The organism is Pseudomonas neuropathica, assembly GCF_015461835.1.
GTDB lineage: Bacteria > Pseudomonadota > Gammaproteobacteria > Pseudomonadales > Pseudomonadaceae > Aquipseudomonas > Aquipseudomonas neuropathica.
This window is the reverse complement of the sequence record NZ_JACOPX010000010.1, coordinates 259,684-285,006: the sequence shown is the minus strand read 5'-3', so window position 1 is coordinate 285,006 and position 25,323 is coordinate 259,684. Positions and strand designations below refer to the sequence as shown.

The 25,323-nt window shown below is 61.8% G+C and carries 11 protein-coding genes; 4 read left to right on the top strand and 7 right to left on the bottom strand.

Annotated features, from left to right (window positions below):
- Positions 1 to 102: 102 nt before the first annotated feature.
- Complete coding sequence (locus tag H8F23_RS16985; RefSeq protein ID WP_194935155.1) at positions 103 to 1,485, bottom strand: aspartate aminotransferase family protein; 1,383 nt, start codon at positions 1,483 to 1,485, stop codon at positions 103 to 105.
- 157 nt (positions 1,486 to 1,642) lie between these two features.
- Between H8F23_RS16985 and H8F23_RS16980 the strand changes: the two genes are divergently transcribed.
- Positions 1,643 to 2,248: a TetR/AcrR family transcriptional regulator gene (locus tag H8F23_RS16980; RefSeq protein ID WP_194935154.1), complete on the top strand. Its 606-nt coding sequence runs from the start codon at positions 1,643 to 1,645 to the stop codon at positions 2,246 to 2,248.
- 9 nt (positions 2,249 to 2,257) lie between these two features.
- On the opposite strand, the gene H8F23_RS16975 is transcribed toward H8F23_RS16980, so the two are convergent.
- Positions 2,258 to 3,535 carry an OmpP1/FadL family transporter gene (locus H8F23_RS16975; RefSeq protein ID WP_194935153.1) on the bottom strand — a complete coding sequence of 426 codons (1,278 nt, stop codon included), beginning with the start codon at positions 3,533 to 3,535 and terminating at the stop codon, positions 2,258 to 2,260.
- A gap of 132 nt (positions 3,536 to 3,667) precedes the next feature.
- On the opposite strand from H8F23_RS16975, the gene H8F23_RS16970 reads away from it, so the two are divergent.
- The 3 genes from H8F23_RS16970 (at position 3,668) to aspT (ending at position 8,209) form a co-directional block, all read left to right on the top strand.
- Complete coding sequence (locus H8F23_RS16970) at positions 3,668 to 4,783, top strand: AI-2E family transporter (protein WP_194935152.1); 1,116 nt, start codon at positions 3,668 to 3,670, stop codon at positions 4,781 to 4,783.
- Between the two features lie 96 nt (positions 4,784 to 4,879).
- The gene (locus H8F23_RS16965) at positions 4,880 to 6,493 is read left to right on the top strand and encodes a mechanosensitive ion channel family protein (protein ID WP_194935151.1); all 1,614 of its coding nucleotides are present in this window, start codon (positions 4,880 to 4,882) and stop codon (positions 6,491 to 6,493) included.
- Positions 6,494 to 6,517: 24 nt separating this feature from the next.
- Positions 6,518 to 8,209 (top strand): aspartate-alanine antiporter, encoded by a 1,692-nt coding sequence (gene aspT / locus H8F23_RS16960; RefSeq protein WP_194935150.1) that lies wholly within the window; start codon positions 6,518 to 6,520, stop codon positions 8,207 to 8,209.
- Positions 8,210 to 8,218: 9 nt separating this feature from the next.
- Here the strand turns inward: aspT and H8F23_RS16955 are convergent, their stop codons facing one another.
- The 5 genes from H8F23_RS16955 to H8F23_RS16935 are packed head-to-tail and all read right to left on the bottom strand — an operon-like array spanning position 8,219 to position 25,308.
- Complete coding sequence (locus H8F23_RS16955; protein ID WP_194935149.1) at positions 8,219 to 10,315, bottom strand: HlyD family efflux transporter periplasmic adaptor subunit; 2,097 nt, start codon at positions 10,313 to 10,315, stop codon at positions 8,219 to 8,221.
- Complete coding sequence (locus H8F23_RS16950; protein WP_194935148.1) at positions 10,315 to 11,661, bottom strand: efflux RND transporter periplasmic adaptor subunit; 1,347 nt, start codon at positions 11,659 to 11,661, stop codon at positions 10,315 to 10,317. Before H8F23_RS16950 ends, H8F23_RS16955 begins: the two co-directional genes overlap by 1 nt.
- Positions 11,658 to 12,431 carry an efflux RND transporter periplasmic adaptor subunit gene (locus tag H8F23_RS16945; protein WP_194935147.1) on the bottom strand — a complete coding sequence of 258 codons (774 nt, stop codon included), beginning with the start codon at positions 12,429 to 12,431 and terminating at the stop codon, positions 11,658 to 11,660. Before H8F23_RS16945 ends, H8F23_RS16950 begins: the two co-directional genes overlap by 4 nt.
- Complete coding sequence (locus H8F23_RS16940; protein WP_194935146.1) at positions 12,412 to 13,950, bottom strand: TolC family protein; 1,539 nt, start codon at positions 13,948 to 13,950, stop codon at positions 12,412 to 12,414. The genes H8F23_RS16945 and H8F23_RS16940 overlap by 20 nt, the downstream gene beginning before the upstream one ends.
- 45 nt (positions 13,951 to 13,995) lie before the next feature.
- Complete coding sequence (locus H8F23_RS16935) at positions 13,996 to 25,308, bottom strand: VCBS domain-containing protein (protein WP_194935145.1); 11,313 nt, start codon at positions 25,306 to 25,308, stop codon at positions 13,996 to 13,998.
- Between the last annotated feature and the right edge of the window lie 15 nt (positions 25,309 to 25,323).

Sequence of the window (25,323 nt, the reverse complement as noted above, 5' to 3'; positions counted from 1 at the left end):
GCCATCGCGAGCAGGCTCACTCCTACATTTGGAATGCGTTCCCCTGTAGGAGTGAGCCTGCTCGCGATGGCGGTAGTCCGGCCACCCTATTCCTTCAGCCGATCACAAAACCCCGTACTCCCGCGCCGTCCGATCCACCGCAATCCGCGTCTTGTCGATCAACTCGTCCAGCTCCGTGCGCGTGGCGACCAACGCCGGCGCCATGATCATCCGCCCCAATGTCGAACGAATGATCAACCCTTCCTCAAAGCCAATCGTGCGGCAACGCCAGGCGATGTCGTTTTCATTGGCAAAACGCTTGCGCGTGGCTTTGTCTTCAGCAAACTGTAACGCCGCCACCAAACCCACGCCCTGAACCTCACCCACCAGCGGATGATTGCCAAACACTTCGCGCAGGCAATTCTGCAGGTACGGGCCAGTCTCGGTTTTCACCCGGGTGACCACGCCTTCATCGCGCAAGGCCTTGAGGTTGGCAATCGCCACGGCGGCCGCCACCGGGTGGCCGGAATAGGTCAGGCCATGGGCAAACACGCCACCTTTCTCGACCAATGCTTCAGCCATGCGCCGCGACAGAATCAAGCCGCCCATGGGGATGTAACCGGAGGTCAGACCCTTGGCGATCGACAGCGTGTCCGGCTCAAAGCCGAACGTCTGATGGGCGAACCATTCACCGGTGCGACCAAACCCGCCAATCACTTCGTCCGCACACAGCAGCACGTCGTATTGACGGCAGATACGCTGAATCTCCGGCCAGTACGTCGCCGGCGGAATGATCATGCCGCCCGCGCCCTGAAACGGTTCGGCGACGAACGCGGCGACCTTGTCGGCACCTAGCTCAAGAATCTTGTCTTCCAGTTGCCGCGCCGCTTGCAGGCCGAACTCTTCCGGGCTGAGGTTGCCTTCATGGGCGAACCAGTACGGCTCATCAATGTGCGCGACATCGGGAATGGTCCCGCCCATCTCATGCATGAATTTCATCCCGCCCAACGCCGTCGCGGCGAGGGTCGAGCCGTGGTAGCCGTTCCAGCGGCCGATCATGATTTTCTTCTCGGGTTTGCCCATTACCTGCCAGAACTTGCGCACGGTGCGGATCAGCACTTCGTTGGCTTCGGAGCCGGAGTTGGTATAGATCGCGTGGCTGTAGTGCTTGGGCAGCAGGCTGAACAGCAGCTCGGACAGCTCGATCACCGCCGGGTGAGTGGTGTGGAAGAACATGTTGTAGTAGGGCAGTTGTTCCAACTGCGCGGTCGCGGCAGCGGCGAGATCCTTGCGCCCGTAACCAAGGTTGGTGCACCACAGACCCGACATGCCATCCAGATAGCGATTGCCGTCGTTGTCCCACAACGCCAGCCGATCGCCGCTGACCATCACCCGTGGGCCTTCCTCGTTGAGGGCCTTTTGATCAACGAACGCGTGGATGTGGTGAGCGGCGTCGGCGGCTTGGTAATCGCGGGTGGTGCGGGTCGAATCGAGTTCGGCGGACATGGCGGATCTCCAGAGCAAAGGGCAAGTGGGTGCGTTCGTCACAGCGCTGCACGGGGAAAGTTTTGCCATCTAAAAATATTTTTGTAAAGAAAATATTTGTCGGTAAAAAAAGATAACCGTAGGCTGACCGCCATTGGTAACGATCATCAGAGGCAATATGAGCGGACTCAGAGAGCGGCAGAAGGAACAGCGCCGGCAGGTGATTGCCGAGGCGGCGCTCGAGTTGTTCAAGCGCAATGGCTTTGCGGCCACCACCCTGGACCAGATCGCCGTGCAGGCGGGGGTTTCCGCCCCCACCGTGGTCAACTACTTCGGCGGCAAGCAGGAGATTCTGCTGGCCTTGCTCAAGCAACCCGACGAGCAAGCCATGCGCGAGGCGCGGGCGAATCTGGACGAGAACAGCGATCCGCTGGAGGCGCTGTGCGAGTTCGAAGGGCTGATGACCGATTACCAGCTAGCCGCGATGCCGGCTTCGTTGTGGCGCGAATTGGCGCCGTTTCTGCTGACGGGCGACCTCGCTGAAGCGATGAGCCCATGGAATGCGGCGGTGATTGAGGAAACCAAGGCATTGCTTTTGCATTTCCAGCAGGCGGGCAAAGTGCGCGAATCGATCGATCTCGAGGTGGTGGCGACGCTGTTCAACCAGTACGCGAATATGGCGTTTATCCGCCTGGCGACGCAGGAAGTCCCGGACCGAGCCGCGCATGCGTTGCACATGCGCGGGGTTCTGAATCTGTTGTGTCACGGCATGCTTGCGCGCTGATCAGTTCGATCAAAACCGCCATGTCACGCCCCCACCAACAATGTGCAGCGCGCTATTGGGATAACTCCCCGACAGCGTCTGCCCATTGCGCTTGGTCTGCTGAACGTCCATGTCACCCAGCCAGACCAGCGTGTAATTGAGGTTGAGGTCGGTGTCTTCGGCCAGTTTGTAGCTCAGCCCGGTCGCCAGCCGCCAGGTCTCGTTCATGGGGTTGTCGACGGTGCGATCCTTGTCCTTCACCGCGGAACTGTCGTAGCCCACACCCATGTTCCAGCGCAGTTTCGGGCTGATCTGGTTTTGTGCGCCGATCGACAGGTGCCAGGTGTCCTGATATTTGCGGTCTGCCGAGCGAGAAACATCGCCGGCGGCGCTGTCCACTGACACGCCGATGTCGGCAAAATCGCTCCAGTCCTGCCAGTTCACCGAACTCAGCAGCGTCCATTGCTCGTTCAACTGATGGGCAATGCTCAGGGTCGCGGTCTGCGGGATGTTCATGTCGATTTCGAGGTTGTCGACGTCCAGCCTCGACAACGCCAGATTGAGCAGCGGGTTGCGTACGCCGTGCACCGAAGGCGAGTCCTTGAACTCAAGCTTGACCTTGCTGGAGTAGGCCAGGCCGACGGTGGTGCGCTCGTTCAATTGGTAGCGCAGGCCGAGATTGATCCCGGTACCGATGTCGGTGTCTTTGTACTGCAATTTGCCATCTTCCTGGAACGGCGTGCCCGGCAGGAAGGCGTTATTGTCGATGGCCATTTTTGTGTAGTAGTAGCCGTAGACCAGACGCGGTCCGATGCCCATCGAAAGATCGTCGGTGATCTTGTAAGCGAAAGTCGGCTGCATCGAAATGCCGATCAATGTCGATTCCTGGCTGAAGTAGCGCCCGGCCCAGTCATCGTCGTATTTCACGCTCAGACCGAAGTTGCCATACATGCCGAAGCCGATACTGGCGCGATCATTGAGCTCATGGCTGATAAAGAAACTGGTGCCCGGCAGGATCGGCAGGGGATTGCCGCCCTCGTTGCCGGAGAAGTCATTATCGCTGTCGCGATCAAAACCCAGACCGCCGAATATGGCCTGACCGGTCAAGCTGATTTGCGTGCCCTTGAGTGCAGCAATACCGGCCGGGTTACTCATCAACACGCTCGGGTCAGTGGCCAGCGCCGCCGAGCCGGCATTGGCCAGACCAGCGCCCTCCTGACCTGCTTCATATAGATCAATACCGCCCGCCAGTGCCTGACCACCAGTGGCTGCCAGCGCGAGAATGATCAGTGAGTGCGTCGATTTCATCGCGAATTCCTTATCAATACAGATCAGCCTTCAGGTTTAGTCGTGAATTGGCGTGTGCACCAGTCGAGACGATGTGCCAGATGTGAACTAGGCTCAAAACGGTTCATCGATGGCCCAATCAGGAGCGCCGTAATGGAAGACAAACCGCTGATCACCTTTCACAGTTCCAGAGCACTGCTGGATGTGCTCATACGCGCGGGCTTGATTACGGTTTTGGTGCTGTTTTGCTATGACATCTTTCATCCGTTTCTCAATGTCATGCTGTGGGCGCTGATTCTCGCCGTCACCCTGTATCCGTTGAATCAGAAGCTAGGCGCAAAACTTGGCAACCGCTACGGTTGGGCGGCGATCTTGCTGGTGCTGCTGGGGTTGCTGATTCTGATGGTGCCACTGAGCCTGCTCGGGGCTTCCGTTGCCGATTCGGTGAAAGTCGGCATGCACACGATGGAAGCTGGCCAATTTGAAATTCCGCCTCCACCGGCCAGCGTCGAAAACTGGCCACTGATTGGCGCGCCGATTTTCGGCATCTGGCAGCACGCTTCGCAGGATTTGAGTTGGGCGTTCAAGGAACTCGCACCGCACCTGACCAACTGGGGCAAGGTGCTGCTGCATCAGGCCGCCGGCGTCGGTGCAGGAATTGTGGTTTTTGTGATTGCTTTGATCGTCGCCGGATTGATCATGACCCACGGTGATCGCGGACATCGCACCGCAGTGGCCATCACCACCCGGATCTCCGGCCCGGTGCGTGGTCCGCAGATAGCCGAACTGTGTACCTCGACCATTCGTGCAGTCGCACAAGGGGTCGTCGGCATCGCCTTCATCCAGATGCTGCTGATCGGCGTGGCATTGGTGATCATGGGTATTCCGGCCGCTGGCATTCTGGCCTTGATGGTGTTGTTGCTGGGCATCATGCAACTGCCAGTCTTGCTCATTACTGTGCCTGTGGTGATCTACGTGTTTGCGCACGATGGCGTGGACGCCGGTACGATCATTTTTACTGTATGGATCATTATTGCCGGTCTTTCCGACAACGTACTCAAACCCCTTTTGCTTGGGCGCGGCGTCGCGGTGCCAATGCCGGTGGTGCTGATCGGTGCGCTTGGAGGCATGGTCACCAGCGGCATTATCGGTCTGTTCACCGGGCCGGTGATTCTGGCGGTCGGTTATGAATTGTTCATTGGCTGGGTGTATCAACCGGCCGATGTCACCGATCTTCTGGAGAGCCAGCGCAAAGAAAATCTGCCGTGACACTTATCGGTGCGCGGGAATCTGACAACCGTTCATCGCTCAACTACGCTGCCTTACGTATCCCTCTCTGACACTTGGGCGTAAGGAAACAGGCGCATGCGAAGCAGGCTGCTGGCGGTATGGATAGTGGTGTTCGCGGCGCTCTGGAGCGGGCTCGGCTGGGCGGCCGATGAGGCGACAAAACCGGCCGACGAGGCGGTAGAGCTGAAGGTCGCCAACCGCAGCATCATGCTGTTTCGCGCGACCATTCTGGGGGAAGCACCGGCCTCGCGGGTCAAGCGCGCGAAAATGGTCATCAGCGAGGCGCTGGATGAAGACGCGGCGCTGAACATCACCACGGATTCGATCCAGAACAGCTACATGGTGCTGATCGGTGACAAGCGCGCCTTCATCGTTGCGCCCAAGGACATCGACAGCCTCGAATACTCTTCGGTGCAACAGGCCGCCGAAGGCGCGGCGGAAAAACTGCGCCAGGTGGTCACCGAAACCCGTGAGGCGCGCAACCTGCAGATGATCCTGCGCTCGGTGGCGTTGGCCGCTGTGGCCACGCTGATTTACGTTGCGCTGCTGTGGTGCCTGGCGTATCTGCGCCGCAAGTTGCTGGCCAAACTCCCCGCATTGATGGATCGCCACACCCAGGCGCTGAAGGTCGGGCGGGTACAACTGATCGACTCCAATTTCCTCTATCCGCTGGTCAGCCGTTTGCTGCTGTTGCTGCGCTGGCTGCTGATTTTGCTGTTGACCTACGAATGGCTGGGCTTTGTCCTGTCGCGCTTTCCCTACACGCGGCCATGGGGCGAAAGCCTCAATAACTACCTGTTCGAACTGGCCGGTTATCTGTTGCAAGGCATCGTCGGGGCGATTCCCGGACTGGGCGTGGCGCTGGCGATTTTCTTTATTGCCCGAGGTGTCACCGCGTTCACCCGGCGAATCCTGCGCCGTATGGCCACGCCGGGCACATTCAGCTGGCTCAATCACGAAACCCTGCAACCGACCCAACGCCTCACCGCGCTGGCGATCTGGTTGTTTGCTCTGGCGATGGCCTATCCGTATCTGCCCGGCGCCGGTACTGATGCGTTCAAGGGCTTATCGGTGCTGATCGGCCTGATGATTTCCCTCGGCGCGACCAGCGTGGTCGGGCAGGCTGCCGCCGGTTTGATCCTCACCTACACGCGCACCTTGCGCCCCGGCGAGTTCGTGAAAATCGGCGAGTACGAAGGCACCGTCACCGAGCTGGGCATGTTCACCACGCGCATTCGCACCGGTCTGGGGGAAGTGCTGACGCTGCCCAATTCGATGATCACTGGCACCGTCACCAAAAACTACTCACGCACCGTGCAAGGCTCCGGTTATGTCGTCGATACCGTGGTGACCATTGGCTACGACACACCATGGCGTCAGGTCGAGGCGATGCTGCTGGAAGCGGCGAAGCGTACGCCTGGGATTCTCGAAGACCCGCCGGCTCAGGTGTTCCAGACTGCGTTGTCGGATTTCTACCCGGAATACCGGCTGGTTGCGCAAGCGATCCCCAGCCAGCCGCGGCCGCGTGCGGTGCTGCTGAGCATGCTCCACGCCAATATCCAGGACGTGTTCAACGAATACGGCGTGCAGATCATGTCGCCGCACTATCTGGGCGATCCGCAGAGCGAAAAGTGGGTGCCGCGAGAAAAGTGGTACACAGCACCCGCGCAAGAACCGACGGATCAGTGACCGCCGCTCAAAGGAGTTCGCCCCATGCTCGAGTTCATCCTGCACGCCTTGCGCACCGACCCGGAAATCGCGGTGTTCCTGGCGATTGCCCTGGGCGTGTTTATCGGCCGGATTCACATCGGCAGCTTCCACCTCGGCTCGGTGGCCGGTGCGCTGCTGATGGGTTTGCTGATCGGGCAGATCGGTCTGGAAGTGCCGGCGGGCCTGAAGTCAGTGTTTTTCGTGATGTTCATCTACGCCGTCGGGTTCAAGAGTGGCCCGGAATTTTTCGGCAGCCTCAATCGCGGCACACTGAAACTGGTGCTGCTCTCGGTGGTGCTGTGCGCCACCGCTTTGGGGGCGATTCTACTGATGTACTCGGTGTTCGATTTCGACGCCGGGTTTACCGCAGGCCTCGGTGCCGGGGCGCTGACCGACACGGCGATCATGGGCACCGCGACCAGCGCGATCAATCAACTGACGATTGATGCCGCGGCCAAGGCGCAACTCAACAGCCACATGGCGATTGCCTATGCCATTACCTACCTGTTCGGCACCATCGGGTTGATCGTTTTTGTCGGCAGCATTGCGCCGAAACTGCTCGGGGTGAATCTGCGCGAATCGGCGCGTGAACTGGAGCTGGAACTGGGCATCGCCAAGGAAGAAGAAGCGATCACCGTGCCTTACACGCGCATCGTCGTGCGGGCTCATCAAGTGGCGAGCAACGGCCAGGCGGATGGCCAGCGCATCATCGACTTTGAAAAACTGCATGACTCATTGACGGTTGAGCGCGTGGTACGGGCCGGGCAAATCATCGAGCGTGATGAGAATTTCGTTCTCATGGCCGGCGATGTCCTTGGGGTATATGCCTTGCGTGATGCGGTAGGGACGCTGAGCCATTGGGTCGGGCCGGAAATCGACCACCCCGAGTCCTTGTCATTCCCTACCCGCGAAGTGGACATCGTCCTGACTTCAGCCGAGTTTGCCGGCAAGACTATCCATGCAGCGAAAACCCGATTGGCCAGCGATGGACGCCTGGGCTGTTTCGTCAACACCATCTCCCGGCAGGGCTACGAACTGCCGCTGCTGCCCAATACGGTGCTGCGTCGAGGCGACGTGCTGACATTGACCGGGCGCACGGCCAGTGTCGAAGCCATCGCCAAACGCCTGGGGCGGATCCGCAAGAACAACTACAAAAGTGACATCGCCATGCACACCCTGGGCATGGTGCTGGGCTCACTGTTGGGGCTGCTCTCGACCCATGTCGGCATGATCCCGGTGGAACTGGGCATCGGCGGCGGGGTGTTGGTCGCCGCGCTGGTGATTGGCTGGTACAACTCGCGCCACCCGGAAATCGGCGCGCTGCCGCCAGCGGCGCAATGGGCGTTTTCCGAGTTTGGCCTGACCGCGTTTGGCGCCGTGGTCGGTTTGCTCGCCGGGCCGGCGGCGTTTGCCGCAATGAAGGAGCAGGGGCTGGCATTGCTGCTGTCGGGCGCTGTGGTGACGATTTTGCCGCCACTGGTGGCGTTGTATTTCGGTCGCTATGTGCTGCGCTTGCACCCGATGATTCTGTTTGGTGCCTTGGCCGGTGCACAGACCGAGGCAGCGTCGATGAACAAGATCATTGAGCAGTCGGGGAGTAACACTCCGGTGATCGGTTTCACCGTGTGCTATGCGATTTCCAATGTGCTGCTGGCGGTGTGCGGGCCGATTATCATCTTCGTGGTTGCTGGCTAGAGTGGATTGTCAGAAACCACTTTCGCGCATCAATACCGCCAGCACATGAGTAGCGCCGTCGGCAAGCAAGCTGCGCCGCTCACCCTCAATCTTCAGATGCCCGCGTGTCTCGCGCAGGCTCGGCAGCGGCTCATCGAGCTGGATCAATACCTGAAACAGCGCGTTGCTCGGGATCAGCGCATGTTCGGCATTGGTCGTCGGCACCGGCCCGCCAAAGCGTGACGACAACATGCGGTGCGACAGCTGACTGGCGCGGGTGCTGCCGATTTGCACGATACGGCCAGACAGCGGCGTGGTCTGGCCATCCGCATAGAAACGCACGTGATCACCCGTGGCCATGCGATGCACCTGATCCTGCGCGACATAAGCATCGACCTGCCAACTGCGCGGATCAATCAGCATACCCAGCGACTCCTGACGACCGACCCATTGCCCGGCTTTCCAGTCGGGATTGACGTCCAGCCACACCCCGGCAAACGGCGTTTGCAGGTTGAGCCGGGCGATTTCCGAGCGGGCCGCGCGAGCCTCTTCGAACTGCACGTTGAGGCGTTGGCGGGTCACGGCGTCTTCGGCCAGGCCGCCGGGATCGGCGATCAGCCCGGACAGGCGCGCCTCATAACTGCGCGCGCTGGCTTCGCTGGTCTGCAGTCGTGATGCGATGTCCGGCTCGTCCAGGGTAATCAGGGTTTCCCCAGCCTTGACCGGGCCGTGCGGGTGAATCGATTGCAGGCGCGCCGGGTAGGGCGCATACACGCGCAACTGGTGCTCGGCGCGGGCCACGCCGACCGCATCGATCTGCGTGCGCCATGGCATCGCCAAGCCCAGCAGAGTCAACAGCAACATCGCGTAAAACGCCACTTTGCGCCGGCTCGGAATCGCCGCGCGGCTTTTCCACCAGTGGCCCAGCTCGCGCATCACGGGCAGGGCGATAAACCACGACAGTTCGACCATGAACAAAAAGATCCCCAAGACCTTGAAGAAAAACAGATAGACCGCCAGCGCGATCCCCAGAAACAGCACCAGCCGATAAATCCACGTGATGATCGCGAAGGTCACCAGCAAACGCCGCTGACCGCTTGGAAACGTTTCCGGCCAGTCTTCCTGCAAGCCCAGCAGATTGCGCCGCAGGGTGACGCGCGCCAGCGCCGAAGCGCGTTCATGCAGGTTGGGAAAGTCGAGCAAATCGGAAAGGATGAAGTAGCCGTCAAAGCGCATGAACGGACTGGCGTTCAGCGCCAGTGACAGCAACCAACTGGTGGTCGCCAGGTACAGCAGTGCATTGCGCAACGCGCCCGGATCACATAACGCCCAGCCCAGCGTCGACAGTCCGGCCAGCGACAACTCGGTCACGATCCCCGCTGAAGCGATGGCCAGGCGCTGCCGAGAACGGCTGAGTTTCCAGCTCTCACCGGTGTCGGTGTAGAGCATCGGCCACATCACCACAAACGCGATGCCCATGTGCCCGACGCGCAAGCCGAGCCGGGTCGCGACCAAGGCATGGCCGAGTTCATGCAGGGTTTTCGCGACGATCAGCGCCAGGGCAAAACTGAACAGGCCCTCGGTGGAAAACGACTCGACCACGGCGCTGGTGAACACATCCCATTGCTGCAACACCAGAATGATCCCGAGCAGGCTCAGACACAGCACCAACACCCCGGTGAGCGGATGAAACAGCCAACCCAGTGCTCGCGCCAGGGACTGCAACGGCTGTTGCGGGCGCAGCAGCGGAATGCGGAAAAACAGGTAATGGTGCAGCCACCAGCGCCACGTCAGCCAACTGCCTTCTGCGCTTTTGTTCTTGAGCCGCTCAAGCGCAGCGGGGCCGGCTCGCAATAATTGATGCTGTTCAAGGAACTGGCGAAAATCAAGGACTTGCTCGACATCCGGTTTCAGGGCGGTGCCTTCGGCGATCTGCTCGCTGATCTGGCGCGGCGACTGGCCCCAGCGCAGCAGGCACTCGAATTCCAGCCAGCCGATGCGGTAGAAACGGTTGATCACCGTGTCCTGAATCACCCACGCCGGTTCGCCGTTGCTGCCGTTGGCTGCTTCGCTCAGGCGCAAGTCTTCGCGCAGCGGCGGCACCGGCAGATCGGCCGGGTCGAGCATTACCAGCCACTCCAGGCACGCAGCGTCGCCAGCGGCCGGCGCAGCAGGTAATAACCGAGCATGACCCGCCCGCCGTAGAGCTTCGCCGTGCCGTGCAGGCCGAGGCGTGCGTGCTCCGGGGCGCCCTCGATGCTGGCGAGCAAGCGGTAGGCGACCACACCCTCATCGCTGGGTCGCGCCTGATAACTGGTTTCCAGAATCTGCCCCTTGAGGGGCGTTAGCGGATAAGCGGTGAGAAACAGCGTGACCTCGGCGCCTGGCTCAAGGGCGATGGCATCGGCCACGGCCAGTTGAATCAGCATGGCCGGTTGCGTCGGGTCAGCCACTTGCAGGATGCGCTCGCCAGTCACCACCGGTTTGCCCAGCCAGTCATTGGGGTCGCTGAACACCGCGACGCCGCCCCGTGGCGACAGCACTTGCGTGCGTTTCAGTTGCGCCTGCACCGCTGCCAGTTCGGCGCGGCGCTGTTGCGCGCGGCCGGCGAGCAAGGTCAGTTCGCTTTTGCTTTGCGGGTTATCGAAGGCCCGTTGGCTGGCTGCCTGCAACTCGGCATCTGCCACCGCGACCTCTTTGCCGAGTACTTCAGCGCGGCTGCGCAGGGTGGTTTCGTCCAACGAAAACAGCGGTGTGCCAGCCTCCACAGGTTGATTGGGCCGAACCTGTATCTTTTCGATCACGCCATCGATCGGCGAGCTGATGATCTGCGCCTGCCGCGAGACGATTTCAGTCGGCGCCAAGGCCGTTTGCCGCACGGGCAACAGCAGCAGGGCCGCGAGCACGATCAACACCAGCAGCAGTTGTTTGCGATTGGGCCGCCAGCGCCGCAAGCCCTTGCGCCGGGTCAGCGCTGACCAGCAATAGGCCCAGGTGCTGACCAGCCCCTTGAGGTGGTGCCATAACAGCGCCGGCGGTTCCTGTTCCAGCAACAGCAGCAACAGGCCCAGCCGTTGCTGGTCGCGATCCTGCACCGGCACGCACCACAGCCCCGACGGCCACCATTCGTTCCAGCCTTCGGCGATGTCCGGCGGTGGACTGGCGCTGTCCTGGGACAGCCACACCGGCTCAGCACCGGGTACTTGCGCCGCGACCCAGCGACTGGCGCGACGCAGCCACACCAGATAGGGCGAGTCTTCGCTGGGCCGTGACAGCCCCGAGACGTTCAACAGCTCCAGCGATGACTCACGCTGGGCGAACACCAGCGCCTGATGAAAGGGCAGCAGCGGGTACAGGTCGTTGGCCATGCTGAACGCCAGGCTGTTCAGCGAGTCAGCGGCCATGGCTTTATCACGCAGCGCATCGAGTTCGAGCAGCAGGTGAGGGTGAGGCAACGGCTCGTTCATGGTCATGGGCGCGCGTCTTGCTCGAACTGCGCGGTGCCGCTCATGCCGGCCATCAAGTCGGGGTACTTGTTGTCGAGCTTCGCTTCCAGTTCAACGGTTTGCGCTACTGCATCGACGCGTGAGTTGATGCCGCTGACATGCGCCGGATAGGTCTTGCCGGTTTCATGGATGCTGACCTGCAGCGGCAAGCCGGGCTTGAGGGTTTTCAGCAGGTTGGACGGTACGTTCAGGCGCACCTTCAGTGCACCGTCACTGACCAGATCGAACAGCGGCGTGCCGGCCGTAACCGTTTGGTAAGGCTTGACGTAAACCTTGGCCACACGCCCGGAAAACGGTGCGAGCACCTGGCAGTAACTGCTTTGCGCCGCGCCCATGGCTCGCGCGCCGTCGGCCTTTTGCACTTCGGTGTTGGCCATCGACACTTCGATATCGCCCACCGCGTTGAGCTGGCGCAGTTGTTGTTTGGCCTGCAGGTTCTGTTTGGCCATGGCCAGCTCCGCCGCCGCGACTTTCGCGCGCGCTTCGGCTTCATTGCAGTTGAAGCGGGCGAGCAATTCGGCCTTGGCGACCTGTTCGCCGAACCGGGCTTTCAGTTCGCCCAAGGTGCCGGCCATTTGGCTGGAGAGGGTGGTTTCCAGTTCGGCGGCGAGCAACACACGAATTGCACTGGCGCTTTCCAGAGCTGTGGCCGACGGGCTGTCTTCGGCGTGGACGGGCAGGATCAGACTGGCCAACAACAGGGCCCCGAAACGGGACTCAAGGGCGATTTTGCGCATTCGGCGTTCCTTGCGAAGTGGCAGCGAGCAGGCGTTGTTGTTCTTGTTCGTTCAAGGTGCGCTGGATCTCCCGGGCCAGGGTCTTGATGTCGTGTTGCGAGATTTCCTTGGGCAGCACGTCCAGCCCGACCGAGTTGTACATCCGCCCCCACGCGGCCTGCGCACTGGAGAACGCCGCTTCACGCTGGTAGCGCGAAAGCAGATAACGTCCTTCGGAGCGAATCACTTCCAGTTCCGATCCCAGCGCGCCGGTTCTCGCCGCTTGGGCGTAGTCGAGCAGGCTGCGATCAACGCGCAGACTGTCTTCGGCAAACTCGACCTCCTGCCGCGCCAGTTGATAGCGCAGGGTGCCGACCCGCACTTGCGTGAGAATCGCCATCGACAGTGCCACGCGCCGGGTGTCGTCGGTTTCGCTCTGGGATTTTTCCGCCGCGTTCAGTGACGGCAGTTGCAGCAAGCGAATCAGGTTCATCGACACTTGCAGACCGGTGCTCATCCAGTCGTTGTTGTAGAGGTATTTGTTGGAGTCGTACTTGTAGCCAAAATCGACGCTGACATTCGGCCACAGCTGCGCCTTGGCGATCTCCAGATCCTTTTGGTTAACGCGCTTGCGATACCACTCTTCCATGATTTCCGGGCGGTTCTCCAACGACAGCTGTTCCAGTCGTGCCATGCTTTGGCGCACTTCCGGCAGCGGCGGATCGGGCATGTCGGCGAGGATCATTTTCGAACCCGGCGGCAGCGACATCAGCGCCGACAGTTCGGCCTGAGCGAACTCCAGATCCTGGCGGCGCACGGTCAGCAGGTAGATCGAATCGAGCAGCGCGCGCTGGTAGGCGAGGATTTCCTGACGCGGCAGCAGGCCACGGGTTTCCGCCTGGCGGGCCGAGGTCAGCGCGGTGTGGGTGCGCATCAACAGCTTGTCGACTTCCGGCATCAAACGCTGAGCGCCGAGCGCCCGCCAATAGGCATTGCGCACGTCCTGCAGCACGTTCTGCGCGACTTTGCGCCGACGCTCTTCGGCCATGAGGATCTGATCGGATTTCTGCTGGGTGCGGTAATACGCGACGCCGAAATCCAACAGGCTCCAGCTCAAACCCAGACCGTAGACTTCGCGATAGCGCTCTTCCGAGGTCGATGGACGCAAGCTGACCTGACGGTCTTCGATGCCGATCGAGGTGCCGCCGGAATCGTTGTCACGCCCGGCATACCCGGCCGAGGCGACCAGACGCGGGAGCATTTCATGGCTGGAAACATCGCGCAGGTCCGAGGCCAGCGCGCTTTCCATCAGTTTGAGGCGGTAGTCGAGGTTGTATTTCAGCGCCCGCGCGGCGGCTTCGTAAAAGGTGATCGGCGCGGTGACCGGCTCCTGACCGGAATACATGCGTGACTGGTCGGCAATGATCCGTTGCCGGTTTTCTTCGTCGGTGGAGGGTTTCGGCTCCGTTGATGAGCAAGCACTGAGCAACAGTGCAGAAGCGATGGCGGTACTGAGAAGCCGGTTCGCGTGTAGGCGCATGTTCATTCCTTTGCATTCTTCGAATTTTTCTTCAGGTCGACCGCTTTACCGTGGCGTGCGCCGTTGCGCTGCATCGCGCAATTGCGCGCTGAAGCCCTTGGCCCGGGGTTTTTCATGAGGCTTTTCTGCGTGTGCCGGGCTGTGTGTCAGGTCGGCCGGGTTCAAGGTGAACAGCGACGGGTCGCTCAACAAGCCATCGGCGCTCAAACCGGTACGACCCTGGCGCCCCTGAATCCACAGCAGGTCCAGTTCGCTTTCGAGGCGACTGGTACGCACCGCTTGCGCGACGAATTGCCCCGGCACCAGGCCCAGACCATTGCCCACTGATTCGCTGGTGAACTCGCCGACCGCCGCCAGTCGCAGGTTGCTGCCATCGACGCCCCAAGCCGAGAGTTCGGAGATTTCAGCCGCGCGCTCGACCACCGGCGTGACGAAGATTGCCGGCTGTGGATCAGGAATCAGCAAGTTGCGGTTCAAAGTGTTCGGATCACGCTCGAAGTTGTTGCCGCCCGGTGCCGGTATGAACGGCGTGGCGATGTCGAGGGTGATCACCAGTTCGGCCTGATCGCTGGTGCCAGCACGGTCGTTGATCGTGTAGGTGAAGATGTCGCGCAACACCTGCCCCAGACCGGCAGCGGCCAGCACCGCCGGGTTGTTCTGGTCGATGGTGTAGGTGTAACTGCCGTCTGCATTGAGTACCAGTGTTCCGTACAAGCCAATGATCGGCTGGCCAATCACGCCAGCCGCACCGGAGCCCGACTCGGAACCGGTGCGTACGCCGACCACAACCAGACTGTCATTGCCGTCGACATCGCCATCGTTGGGCAGCACGTTGCCGGTGGTTTGCGGGGCAGGGGATTGGTCACTGGCAAAACCGCTGTCGTTCTGCGCGACCGGTGCGTCGTTGGCGCCCTGAATGACCACCGTCAGCCGAGCGTCCGAGGTCGCGCCCGCCGCGTCGACCATGCGATAGGTGAAGGTTTCGCTGAGGGTTTCGCCCGCCGTGCGCAAGGCCTGCACCACGGGATTGTTATTGTCGATGACATAGGTGTAGCTGCCATCGGCGTTCAGCGTCAGTTGCCCGTAGAGACCGATCAACACTTGTCCGGCACCGGTTGACTGGCCGGCCTGATTGCTGACGCTTTGCACCTGTTTGCCTTCGCCGTTGGCGACGCTGTCGACGTCCGTATCGTTGTCCAGCACATTGCCCGTGGCGTTGCTGCCCGGCGTGCCGTTATTGACGCCGCCAGCTTCGATCGCCGTGGCGCTGTCATCGGCGGCGACCGGTGTGTCGTTACGGCCATCGACGGTGATGCGCAATTCGGCGGTACTGGTGTCGCCCCAGCGGTCGACAATGGTGTAGGTGAACACTTCATTCAGGGTCTGGCCGCTCTGACGCAAGGCCTGCACGGCGGCGAGGCTGTTGTCGACGGTGTAGGTGTAGCTGCCATCGGCGTTGATCAGCAAATCACCGTACAACCCGCGCAATGACGTGCCGACGCTGCCGACCGTGCCGATAGCGTTGACGGTGCCGGTGTGAATGCCGATCACCGACAGGGGATCACTTTCAGCGTCGGTATCGTTGTCCAGCACATTGCCGCCGGGGTTGAGGCCGGGTTGATCGTTGTTGGAACCACCAGCCTCGATGGCAGTGGCCGTGTCGGCATTGGCCACCGGCGCAATGTTGCGCCCGCGAATGATGATGTGGATTTCCGCCAGATCAGTCTGCCCGCCACGGTCACTGACCTGATAGGTGAAGCGCTCGTTGAGAAACTGCAGCGGCCCCAAAGCCAGTACCGCCGCATTGTTCGAATCGAGGTTGTAGGTGAAGCTGCCATCGGCGCCGATGATCAACTGCCCGTAGAGTCCGTTGATCAGCGTGCCGTTGCTGTTGTCGGTGCCGGCCGTGACCCCGGCCAGACTGCCGCCGGCGTCTTCGGTGCCGAAACGGATGCCGGTGACGGTTTTGCTGTCACCCTGGTCGACGTCGGTGTCGTTAGGCAGCACGTTGCCGCTTGGGTTGACGCCGTTGCCGTTGCCGTTATCGGCCACGGCCAGTGCGGTGTCGTTGGCCGCCACCGGCGCATCCCAGGCGCCGTCGATGCGAATGCTCAGTTGCGCAGTGTCGGTGGCTCCGGCGATGTCGCGCAGGCGGTAGGTGAAGGTTTCCACCAGCGAATCGCCGACTTTCAGCGCCTGCACGGCGGCGAGGTTGTTGTTGACCACGTAGCTGTAAGTGCCGTCGGTGTTGAGGGTCAGGGTGCCGTACAAACCGTTGAAGGTTTGCGCGCCGACAACGCTGGTGAAGGTACCGCCGGCCGCTTCGCTACCCGTGCGGATACCGTTGACCAGTTTGGCGTCGTTGGCATCGACATCGTTGTCGTTGTTCAGCACATTGCCGCTTGGGTTGACCCCCAGGGTGCCATTGAAGGTTCCGCCGGCCTCGACCGCCACGGCACTGTCGTCGCTGGCGATCGGATTGTCGTTGGCCCCGCGCACGGTGATGGTCAGCGTCGCGCTGCTGGTGGCGCCGGCCAGGTCGCGGATCTGATAGGTAAAGGTTTCCGTGAGGGTGTCGGCATTGCTGCGCAGTGCCTGAACCTGCGGATTGAGGTTGTCGACCACATAGCTGTAGCTGCCATCGGCATTCAGGGTGAGAACGCCGTAGGTGCCATTGAACCCACTGCCGATCAGGCCCACCGACGAGCCTTGATTGACGCCGATGACACTGAGCACTTCGCCGTTGCCGTCGACATCGCTGTCATTGCTCAGCACGTTGCCGCTCGGATTAGTACCCGGCGTGGCGTTGTTCAAGCCGCCGGCCTCAACGGCGGTGTTGCTGTCGTTCTGCGCGATCGGGGTGTCATTGCGTCCTTGAATAGTGATGTTCAGCGTCGCGCGATCGCTGGCGCCGGCGGCGTCGATCACCTCGTAGCTGAACGCATCAAGCAAGGTATTGCCGGCGCGCAAGGCCTGAACCGCCGCCATGCTGTTGTCCAGACGATAGCTATAACTGCCGTCGGCGTTCAGGGTCAGCCAGCCATACGTACCGCGCAACTCGGTGCCGAGAGCGCCGGCCGTGCCCGTTCCGGCTTCGCTGCCAGTGCGCACCGAGGACACTGCGCGGGTTTCGCCGTAGTCGTAGTTGGGCAGGTCGCCGGGGACTTCACCGCCGTCGACATCGCTGTCGTTATCCAGCACGTTGCCGGTGGGATCCTGACCGGGCTGGCTGTTGTTCAGGCCACCGGCCTCGATGGCCACGCCGGCATCATCATTGGCAATCGGATTGTCGTTCTGCCCGCGAATCAACACGATGATTTCCGCGGTGTCGGTTTGCGGTGTAGCACCGACGCCATCGCTGACGGTGTAGGTGAAGCGCTCGGAAAGCAGATCGACGCTGCGACGCAGCGCCTGAACGTCAGGGTTACTGTTATCGACTTCATAGACGTAGCTGCCGTCGGGGAAAATCGTCAGCGTGCCGTACAGCCCGGCAATCACCGTGCCGCCGAGATTGACCGCAATCGGTGTGCCCGGGTCGCCGCTTGCACCGGACTTGATCAGCGTGACTGTCAACGGGTCGCCATCGGGGTCGGTATCGTTGGCCGTGACGTCGCCCGAAGGGTTGACGCCCGGCGTCAGGTTGTTGATCCCGCCGGCTTCGGTGGCGACGGCGATGACGTTTTGCGCCACGGGTGGATCGTTGACGCCGTGGACGGTAATCACCAGTTGCGCGGTGTCGGTCAGGCCGGTGGTGTCGGTGACGCGGTAGGTGAAGAACTCGGTCAATGTCTGCCCAGGCGCCAAGGCCTGGACCGCCGCATTGGTGCTGTCGACGTCATAGAAAAACGAGCCATCGGCGCCGATGCGCAAGGTGCCGTAAAGGCCTGCGACCAAGGTGCCGTTGGCTGAGGTGGTGCCGGTGGCCACACCGCTCAGCACGTCGACGGCCGGGTTGTAACTGGCTTCGCTTTTGTTGATCACGCCATTGACCAGCAACTGGCTGCTCGGCTGATCGTTGGCATCGACGTCCTGATCGACGCCGTTGCCACCCGGTTGAGTGATCGGCCCGGGACGGCTGGGGAACTGAATCACGTTGCCGCTCGGATTGCTTTCCGAGGCTGTGCCATTGCTCGACGCAGCTTGTGCCGACGCCGCATCATCGCTGGCCACCGGGTTGTCGTTGGCGCCCTGAATGACGATGCGCAGTTGCGCGACATCGTCCAGTCCGCCGGTATCCGTCAGCCGATAGCTGAAGAATTCGACCAGTTGTTGACCGGCGCTGAGCCGCTGAACCGTGGCGTTGCTGTTATTGACCACATAGCTGTAAGTGCCATCGGGATTGATGGTCAACGTACCGTAGAGCCCGGCAATTGCCGTGGCGCCGCTAACAGCGGTGAAATTGCCGGTGCCGGCCTCAGCCACCGGACGGACACCGGTCACGGTGCGGGTTTCGCCATTGGCGGCGCTGTCGACGTCCTGATCATTGGTCAACACATTGCCCGTGGCATCGCTGCCCGGTGTGCCGTTGTTGACACCGCCGGCCTCGACGGCCACGCCGTCATCGTCGATGCCCTGCGGCGTGTCGTTGGCGCCCTGCAAGGTGACAGTCAGCGTGGCTGTCGAAGTCTCACCGGCAAGGTCAGCGAGGACGTAATTGAAGTTGTCCTGCAAGGTCTGGCCCGACACGCGCAAGGCCTGCACGGCCGCATTATTGTTATCGACGACATATTGGTACGAACCGTTGCTGCCAATCACCAACTGACCGTACAGGCCGTTGATCACGGTGACACCGAGTACCGGCGTCTGAATGCCGGCGCCGGGGCCGACCGAAACCACCTTCAGTTGATCGGCGTTGGTAGCGATATCGACGTCGGTGTCGTTGCTCAGCACATTGCCGCGCGGGTCGATACCGGCGGACGCGTTGTTGCTGCCGCCAGCCTCCAGGGCCGTGGCGCTGTCGTTGACGCCGACCGGGTTGTCATTGACGGCGGCGAGGATGATTTGCAGGGTGTCGGTGTCGGTCAGCGCATCGGCTGCGGTGCCGGGAATGCCGTCGCCGTCGGCATCGCCGTAGTTGCCCCGGTCGTTGCTCAGTACGGTCAGGGTGTCGGTGCCATTGAAGTTGGCGTTGCCCAGATATTGCAGGCTGGCCAGCGCGGTGTTGATATCGGCGAGGTTGCCGGTCAGGGTCATGCTCGCAGTATTGGCACCGCTGACCGTGACGCCCGGCACTGTCGCACCGAGGAACAGTGTCCCGTGAGTGACCGTAAGAATGACGCTGATGGCGCGGTCGTTGACGTTCGGATCGCGGTCGGCATCGACATCGGCGACGCTGATACCGCCGATATTCAGCACGATATCTTCCAGGCCGTTTTGCGTGCCGGGGAGGGTGTTGACCGGCGCGTCGTTCTGTTCGACATAGCCGGCGTTGGCGCTTTGAGTGTCGGCATCGCCCAGGGTGATGGTGATCTGGCCGAGGGTGCCGGCGTCGCTGTCGACGCGCACGCGCAGATCACCCACTGGTTGCGGATAACTGACCAGACCCGCCGGCACGTCGATACGGAACACGCCCAGCGGCAACACACCGAAGCGGTACTGGCCGTTGGCATCGGTCGTGGTGGTGAATTGCAGGTTGTCGGCCGTGGTATCGAGGCGCCCGTCGGCGCCGGCCCAGGTCAAGGTCACGGTTTGCCCGGCCAGGCCGGCGCCGTCCGGTGTGGCGCTGGCGGTCGGGCTGGCGGTGTCGTTCCACAAGGTGCCGGTGATTACGCCGAGCCCGGCGGTGTCGCGCAAAATGTACTGGTTCGGGCCGACGGCGCTGCCGTCGCGCTCGCCGGTGGCGGTGCCATCGACCCCGACGCTGTTGCCGCCCCAACTGGTGAAGTCTTCAGGCAGGCTGCTCCAGGTCAGCGTTGCGTTGCTGCTGGCGACAATCGTCGAGTTCGGCAAGTCGACCGAGTAGCGCACCTGAATCTGCGCGCCGACATCCAGTTGATCGAAATTGACGCTCAAAGCGCCGCTGGTGCTGAAGCTGATCCCGGCCGGCAGGCTGCCCGGGCCATAACTCACACCATTGATGCTGACGCTGAGCAGGGTGTAATTGCTGCCGCCGGCAAAGCTGTCGCTGACGCGCGCATCGAACGCCGGCAGGCCGCCGTTCTGGGTGAAGCTCAGTTGCACCGTGGCGTTACCCACGGTGCCGCTCGGGTTCGGGTTGAAATTGATGATCTGCTTGTCGAGACCGCTGAAACTCGGTTCAACCACTCGTTCAAACACCGTGTCACTGACCGCACGCCCGGCACCGTTGACGATTTCCTGCGCGGTCACCGCCAATTGTGCGCCGGCAATGTTGGCGGCAATGTTGGTCACGCGCACGTTGAACTCGATCGAGATGCCTTCCAGATCATCGTCGTCGCCGTTGCCGTTGACCACGTTGCCAAGGTTGAACGTCACCACCTGGCTGCCATCGGGGTTGGTGATGACGGTCAGGCGGCTCGGGTCGAAGATGCCTTGCGGCGCCAGCCCGGACAGATCCGCAGTGATCGGCAGGGCCTCTGGGCTGTTTTCGTTGCCGTTGATATTCAGCGTGCCGCCGACGATCAGGTTGGCATCACTGCTCAGCCCGCCATTGGAAATGAACGCGATGCGCAGAGCATTGACCAGTGCATCCGGCGAGATGAACTGCAAACCGTTGGCCAGGGTGATCTGCACCTGATAGTTGGGGTTGTTGCCTTCGGGCACCAGCACCACCACGCGGTAGCGAATCACTTCGCCGACGGTGACTTGTTCGACGGTGGCGGTAGTCGGGTTCGGCGCCGCCGTGTCGGGCAGACCACCGACTCGGGAGATTTCGATGGCCTGAGCCACAGGAATCAACAAAGTCGACAGGTTGCGGTAATCGTTGAGCGTGCCGCCATTGAGCACGCCGTCAACGCCGGTTCGTTCGCCGGCATTGCCACCGTCGAGACTGGTCCATTGCACGCTGGCGACGTTGGCGATATTCGACAGAGCAGCGGCGCTGGCGTTGACGATGCCGCTCAGTTGCAAAACGATGCTGCCGCCCTTGGCGATGTCGATATTGGCGCCGCTGGCGGTGCGCAACTGGCCGCCGACGATTTCGAAGGCAACTCCACCATTGTTGGTCGCACCGTTCTGATACAGCACGCCGACCAGCGTGACGTTGCTGAGCTGGGTCGGAAGGGTGTCGAGAAAGCTGATGTCGAACGCACTGAAATCGGTGCTGCCATTGCCGTTAGTGAGGGTGATATTGAAAGTCACCGTGTCGCCCTGGTCATAACCGCCAAGGCCTGAGGTGGAGGTGATCACTTGATTGATCTGCAGGGTCGGTTCGCGCACGGTTACCGTCGGCTGGCCGCCGCTCAGGGCAACGTTGCGATCCAGCGCCACCGCGCCGTTCGGCGTGTCGCCATCCGGATCGCTGAAAATCAGTTGCGCGTTGTTTTGCAGCGAGACGTTGGCCTGGTTGGCAATCACGTTGTTGGCCACCAGTTGCAGACGAATCACGAAGGTGTTGTTGCCGGTCTGATTGTCCGCCGACACGCTGGAGACGCTGAAAGTCCAGCGTCCATCGACACCGTCGCTGCCCAATGTACCGCCGATCCCGGCGAAACCGCCGACCAGCACGCTGCCGGCGAAATCGGCGCCGAGCGCGCCGCTGCCGGCGCGGGTGGTGATGATCTGGTAACCGAGACCGTTATTGAATGTAGTGTCCAGACGCATCCCGGGTGGAATCAGGTCTTCGATGCGCAGGTTTTGCGTGGTGCCTTCGGGCAGGGTGATAACGATGTCGTAGCGCATGCTCTCGCCGACCACCAGATCGCTGCCATTGGTGTGGCTGGCGCTGGAGTCGCCATTGTCCAGTGTGCCATCGGCAAAGACTTTGCTGATGACCGGCGCGGCAACCTGCTGGCTGGCCAGGTCGGTGAGGTCGGTCGGGGTGAAGTCGGTGCCGCCGTTGACGCTGGCGTAGTTGCTCAGGGTCGCGGTGGATTGCAGGCTGCGGCTGGCCTCAATGGTCGCACTGACCACCACGTCATAGCTGATCACCACGACGTTGGCACCGCTGGTATCGGCCGCCGTGCCGCTGCGCCCGGCCAACAGACTGGCCTGGCCACCCGCATCGAGGAAGGTGATCTGGTTGCCGCTGACGCTGTAGTCGGTGCCCAACACCAGCAGCGTGCCGTCGCCGCGATAGATCTGCAGATTGGCCGCCGCCAGGCTGCCGCCGACGAAGCTCAAGCCAGAGGGCAGGGTGATGCTGGTGCTGACGTCAAACGCGCCGCCGCCACCGCTGTTTTCAATGGCGGTGACCAGGCGCAACCGATCGGCGCCGTCGATGTTGCTGATGTTGCCGTCGACCGCCGACAGGTCGGTGACGTTGCCATTGAACGGCTTGCCCGTGCTGCCCGGCGGATTCCAGCTGCCGCTGGTGCCGGTCACCGTGCCGTTGGAGCCGGATACCACGCCGTGCTTGATATTGAGCACCGGCTCGGCGACCGACACGATCGCGACTACATCGGAGGAAATCAGCGTACGGTCGGTGAGGGTGGTCTGCTGGCTCGATTGTGCGAGGACATCGAGCGAGCGTTGGTCGGCAAATGGCTGATCGCCGACCCTGACGGTGAAGCGAATGACAATGCGGCTACCGGTGGTGGTGTTGGTGGCAAAGCTGCCGAAATCGAACACCACCGAGTTGCCGTCGGCGCTGGTGACGCTGACCACGCCACCGGCATTGGTATTGCCCGCACCCAGCGCCCACTGGCCGACATCACTGCCCGAGCCCCAGGTGATCCCGCTGACATTGAACAGCGGCAGCGGCAGATACGCGGTGAGTTTGAACTGCTCGTAATCGCCGGTGATCAAGTCGTAGCTCAGCTCGAAGGTCACTTCATCGCCGGGGCGCAGTTCACCGTTGCCCGGCGGTGCGCCGTTATTGACCTCGACCAGATTGATATCGACGTTGCTGGTGGGGATCACGCTGGTGGTGGTGGAACCGTCGGTTTCGCTCTCGCCCGTCAGGTTGAAGCGATCGACCAACAGCGTGCCGTCCACCGTGGCGGTGTTGCCCAGTTCGTCACCTTCGTTGATGTCCGGATGCGGGTTGCCTGAAGGTGGTTTGTAGGTCTGGCCGACAATGGCCGAATAGCTCAACACCGCGACCACGGCGCCCTGCAACGTGTCGTCGAAGGCCAGGTCGCCATTGAGCCAGCCGCGAATGTTGTTGAACGCATTGCGCAGCGACTGGGCGATGTCGAACACCATCGAGGTGCTGCCGTCGGCATTGTTCACCACGCTGGTGACCAGGGTGATGGTCTGCGCCACGCCATTGATCGTCACCGTCAGGGTCGGCGTGCCGCTGAGAGTCTGGCCATCGCTGAGTTGGTCGCGGATGACCAGTTGGCCTTCGTTGAAGAAGTCCTTGCCGAAGGCAAAGTAGTCGGAAATCGCCAGGTTGAGGGTGTATTGCAGGGTGTCGCCGGGGCTGATGCCGCTGTGGCCGATGTCGTTCTGCATCGTCGCGGTTTTCAGCAGCGTGATCGATTTGGCGATGAACTGCGTGCTCTGGCCGGTGCCGCTGAAATCGATGGTGGTGTTCGGTGCGGTAACGTCGCGAGGATCGAGCGGCACCCATTGCCCGGAAGCGGTCGGCGGGCCCAGGGTCACGGTCACCGCGTCGCCGGTGACCGGGTTGATCACCGGTTGACCGTTGGCGTCGACTTCCGGCACGTAGAACGCGACCACGGTGTCGGTCTTGCCGGTGAGGCTGTCGTAGGCGACGGTGAACGAATTGATGTAAACGTCGTTAGCCGCAATCAGCACGGCGATTTCCGCAGGATTGGTCACCACGGTGCCGTCGTGCAGGGTGATCGAGGTCAGCCGCCCGCCGGCGCCGGGGGTAATCGAGTTGATTTGAATATTGTCTGGCAGCGGTTGGGTGACGACGACGTTAGTCAGCGTTTGCCCCGGTGCCGGCGTCGCCGACAGGGTCAGCGTGCGCACGTAGTTGGGGCCGGTGGCAGTCTCTCCCTCCGGGGTATTGATCGTTTCGCTGACGGTGATCACCGTCGGGTGCACGACGAAGGCCGCCGTGCCGGCCTGGATCAGGCTCGGATCATTGGTCGGGTTGTCCAGCGCGTCATTGCCGAATTCGAAGCCGCCACTGGCGCGGATCGTCAGGTCGGGGCTGCCATTGGAAAACGCCGTGTCGGCCAGATTGCTCAGGCTGGCGGTGATCTGCACGCCGATCACCGGCTGCTGGTTGGTGACGCTGGCGAAGGGCAACTCGATCACCACCAGTTTGTCGCCGGCGCGCATGCCGTAGGTGGCGGCGTTGATAATCAGGAAGTTGCCGTTGGCGTCTTTGGCCAAGGGATGTGTGGCGTTGCCGTTGGCATCGAAGGTCACCACGTGGCTGATCAGGGTTTGCCCCAGGTAGGTGGCCGAAATGAAATTGACGCCGTCGTCGCCATCCTTGCCGGTGACCGGCATCGCCAGGTTGATGAATGGCGCGTAACCCACCTGGGTCGAGGTGTTGCTGAAGTTCACGGTAAAGGTGAAGCGGTCGCCGAGCAGCACATCGCTGCCGCCGGTGGAAACCGTGGCGGTCGGCGCGGCATCGGCCAGCAAACCGTCGAAATGCGCCATGGCAAGGCTGCTGATGGCGATGCTCTTGTCGAGGTCACCGACGCGGGTTTCCAGGGTCCAGTCGCCGCCGGCCTGGCTGCTGCCGGTGTCGTTGCTGGAAGCGCCGACATCGGCGCCGGTCCAGCGTGCCAGTTCGCTGACCAGGGTTTGCCCGGCCGCACCGGCGCCGACATCGCAACCGTAGAGCTGAATGTCCGCGCCTTGGCTCAGATTGTTGCGCCATTGTTCGAGGGTCTTGCCCAGCGAGTCGATGTTGTCCGAACTGACCGTGCGGTTGCCCAGGGTGAATTGCCCGGAGGCGCCGTGGGACATGATCTGGATCGAATCGACCTTGCCCAGTTGCGCCAACGCCGCAGAGATTGCTGCCAGACCGTCTTCGCCGACATTCACCACAATCGCGGTGACATTGCCCGGCAACTGCGCCACGAGTTGCTCGCGGTTTTCGATGCGACTGTCGATGACCAGCAGGCTGCGCGCAGCAGACGGTGCAGGCTCGGTGGCCCGGCCTTCGGTGGGCGTGGTGTGAGGGACCTGGGCGTCCACGGCGGCCGGCGGTGCGGCAGGATCACTGTGATGTTGATCGGCAGCCGCCGAAGCGGCGGCGCCGTCGAACAGAATTCTCGGTTCCAGCGCCAGTGACTGACGTTGCGGGCGCCAATGTGCGCCGGACAATCCATTGCGTGAATCTTGCATGATCGGCCTCTTACT

Coding starts and splice junctions, on each gene's coding strand:
- H8F23_RS16985 (WP_194935155.1), bottom strand. CDS start 1,485: ATGTCCGCCGAACTCGATTCGACCCGCACCACCCGCGATTACCAAGCC.
- H8F23_RS16980 (WP_194935154.1), top strand. CDS start 1,643: ATGAGCGGACTCAGAGAGCGGCAGAAGGAACAGCGCCGGCAGGTGATT.
- H8F23_RS16975 (WP_194935153.1), bottom strand. CDS start 3,535: ATGAAATCGACGCACTCACTGATCATTCTCGCGCTGGCAGCCACTGGT.
- H8F23_RS16970 (WP_194935152.1), top strand. CDS start 3,668: ATGGAAGACAAACCGCTGATCACCTTTCACAGTTCCAGAGCACTGCTG.
- H8F23_RS16965 (WP_194935151.1), top strand. CDS start 4,880: ATGCGAAGCAGGCTGCTGGCGGTATGGATAGTGGTGTTCGCGGCGCTC.
- aspT (WP_194935150.1), top strand. CDS start 6,518: ATGCTCGAGTTCATCCTGCACGCCTTGCGCACCGACCCGGAAATCGCG.
- H8F23_RS16955 (WP_194935149.1), bottom strand. CDS start 10,315: ATGCTCGACCCGGCCGATCTGCCGGTGCCGCCGCTGCGCGAAGACTTG.
- H8F23_RS16950 (WP_194935148.1), bottom strand. CDS start 11,661: ATGACCATGAACGAGCCGTTGCCTCACCCTCACCTGCTGCTCGAACTC.
- H8F23_RS16945 (WP_194935147.1), bottom strand. CDS start 12,431: ATGCGCAAAATCGCCCTTGAGTCCCGTTTCGGGGCCCTGTTGTTGGCC.
- H8F23_RS16940 (WP_194935146.1), bottom strand. CDS start 13,950: ATGCGCCTACACGCGAACCGGCTTCTCAGTACCGCCATCGCTTCTGCA.
- H8F23_RS16935 (WP_194935145.1), bottom strand. CDS start 25,308: ATGCAAGATTCACGCAATGGATTGTCCGGCGCACATTGGCGCCCGCAA.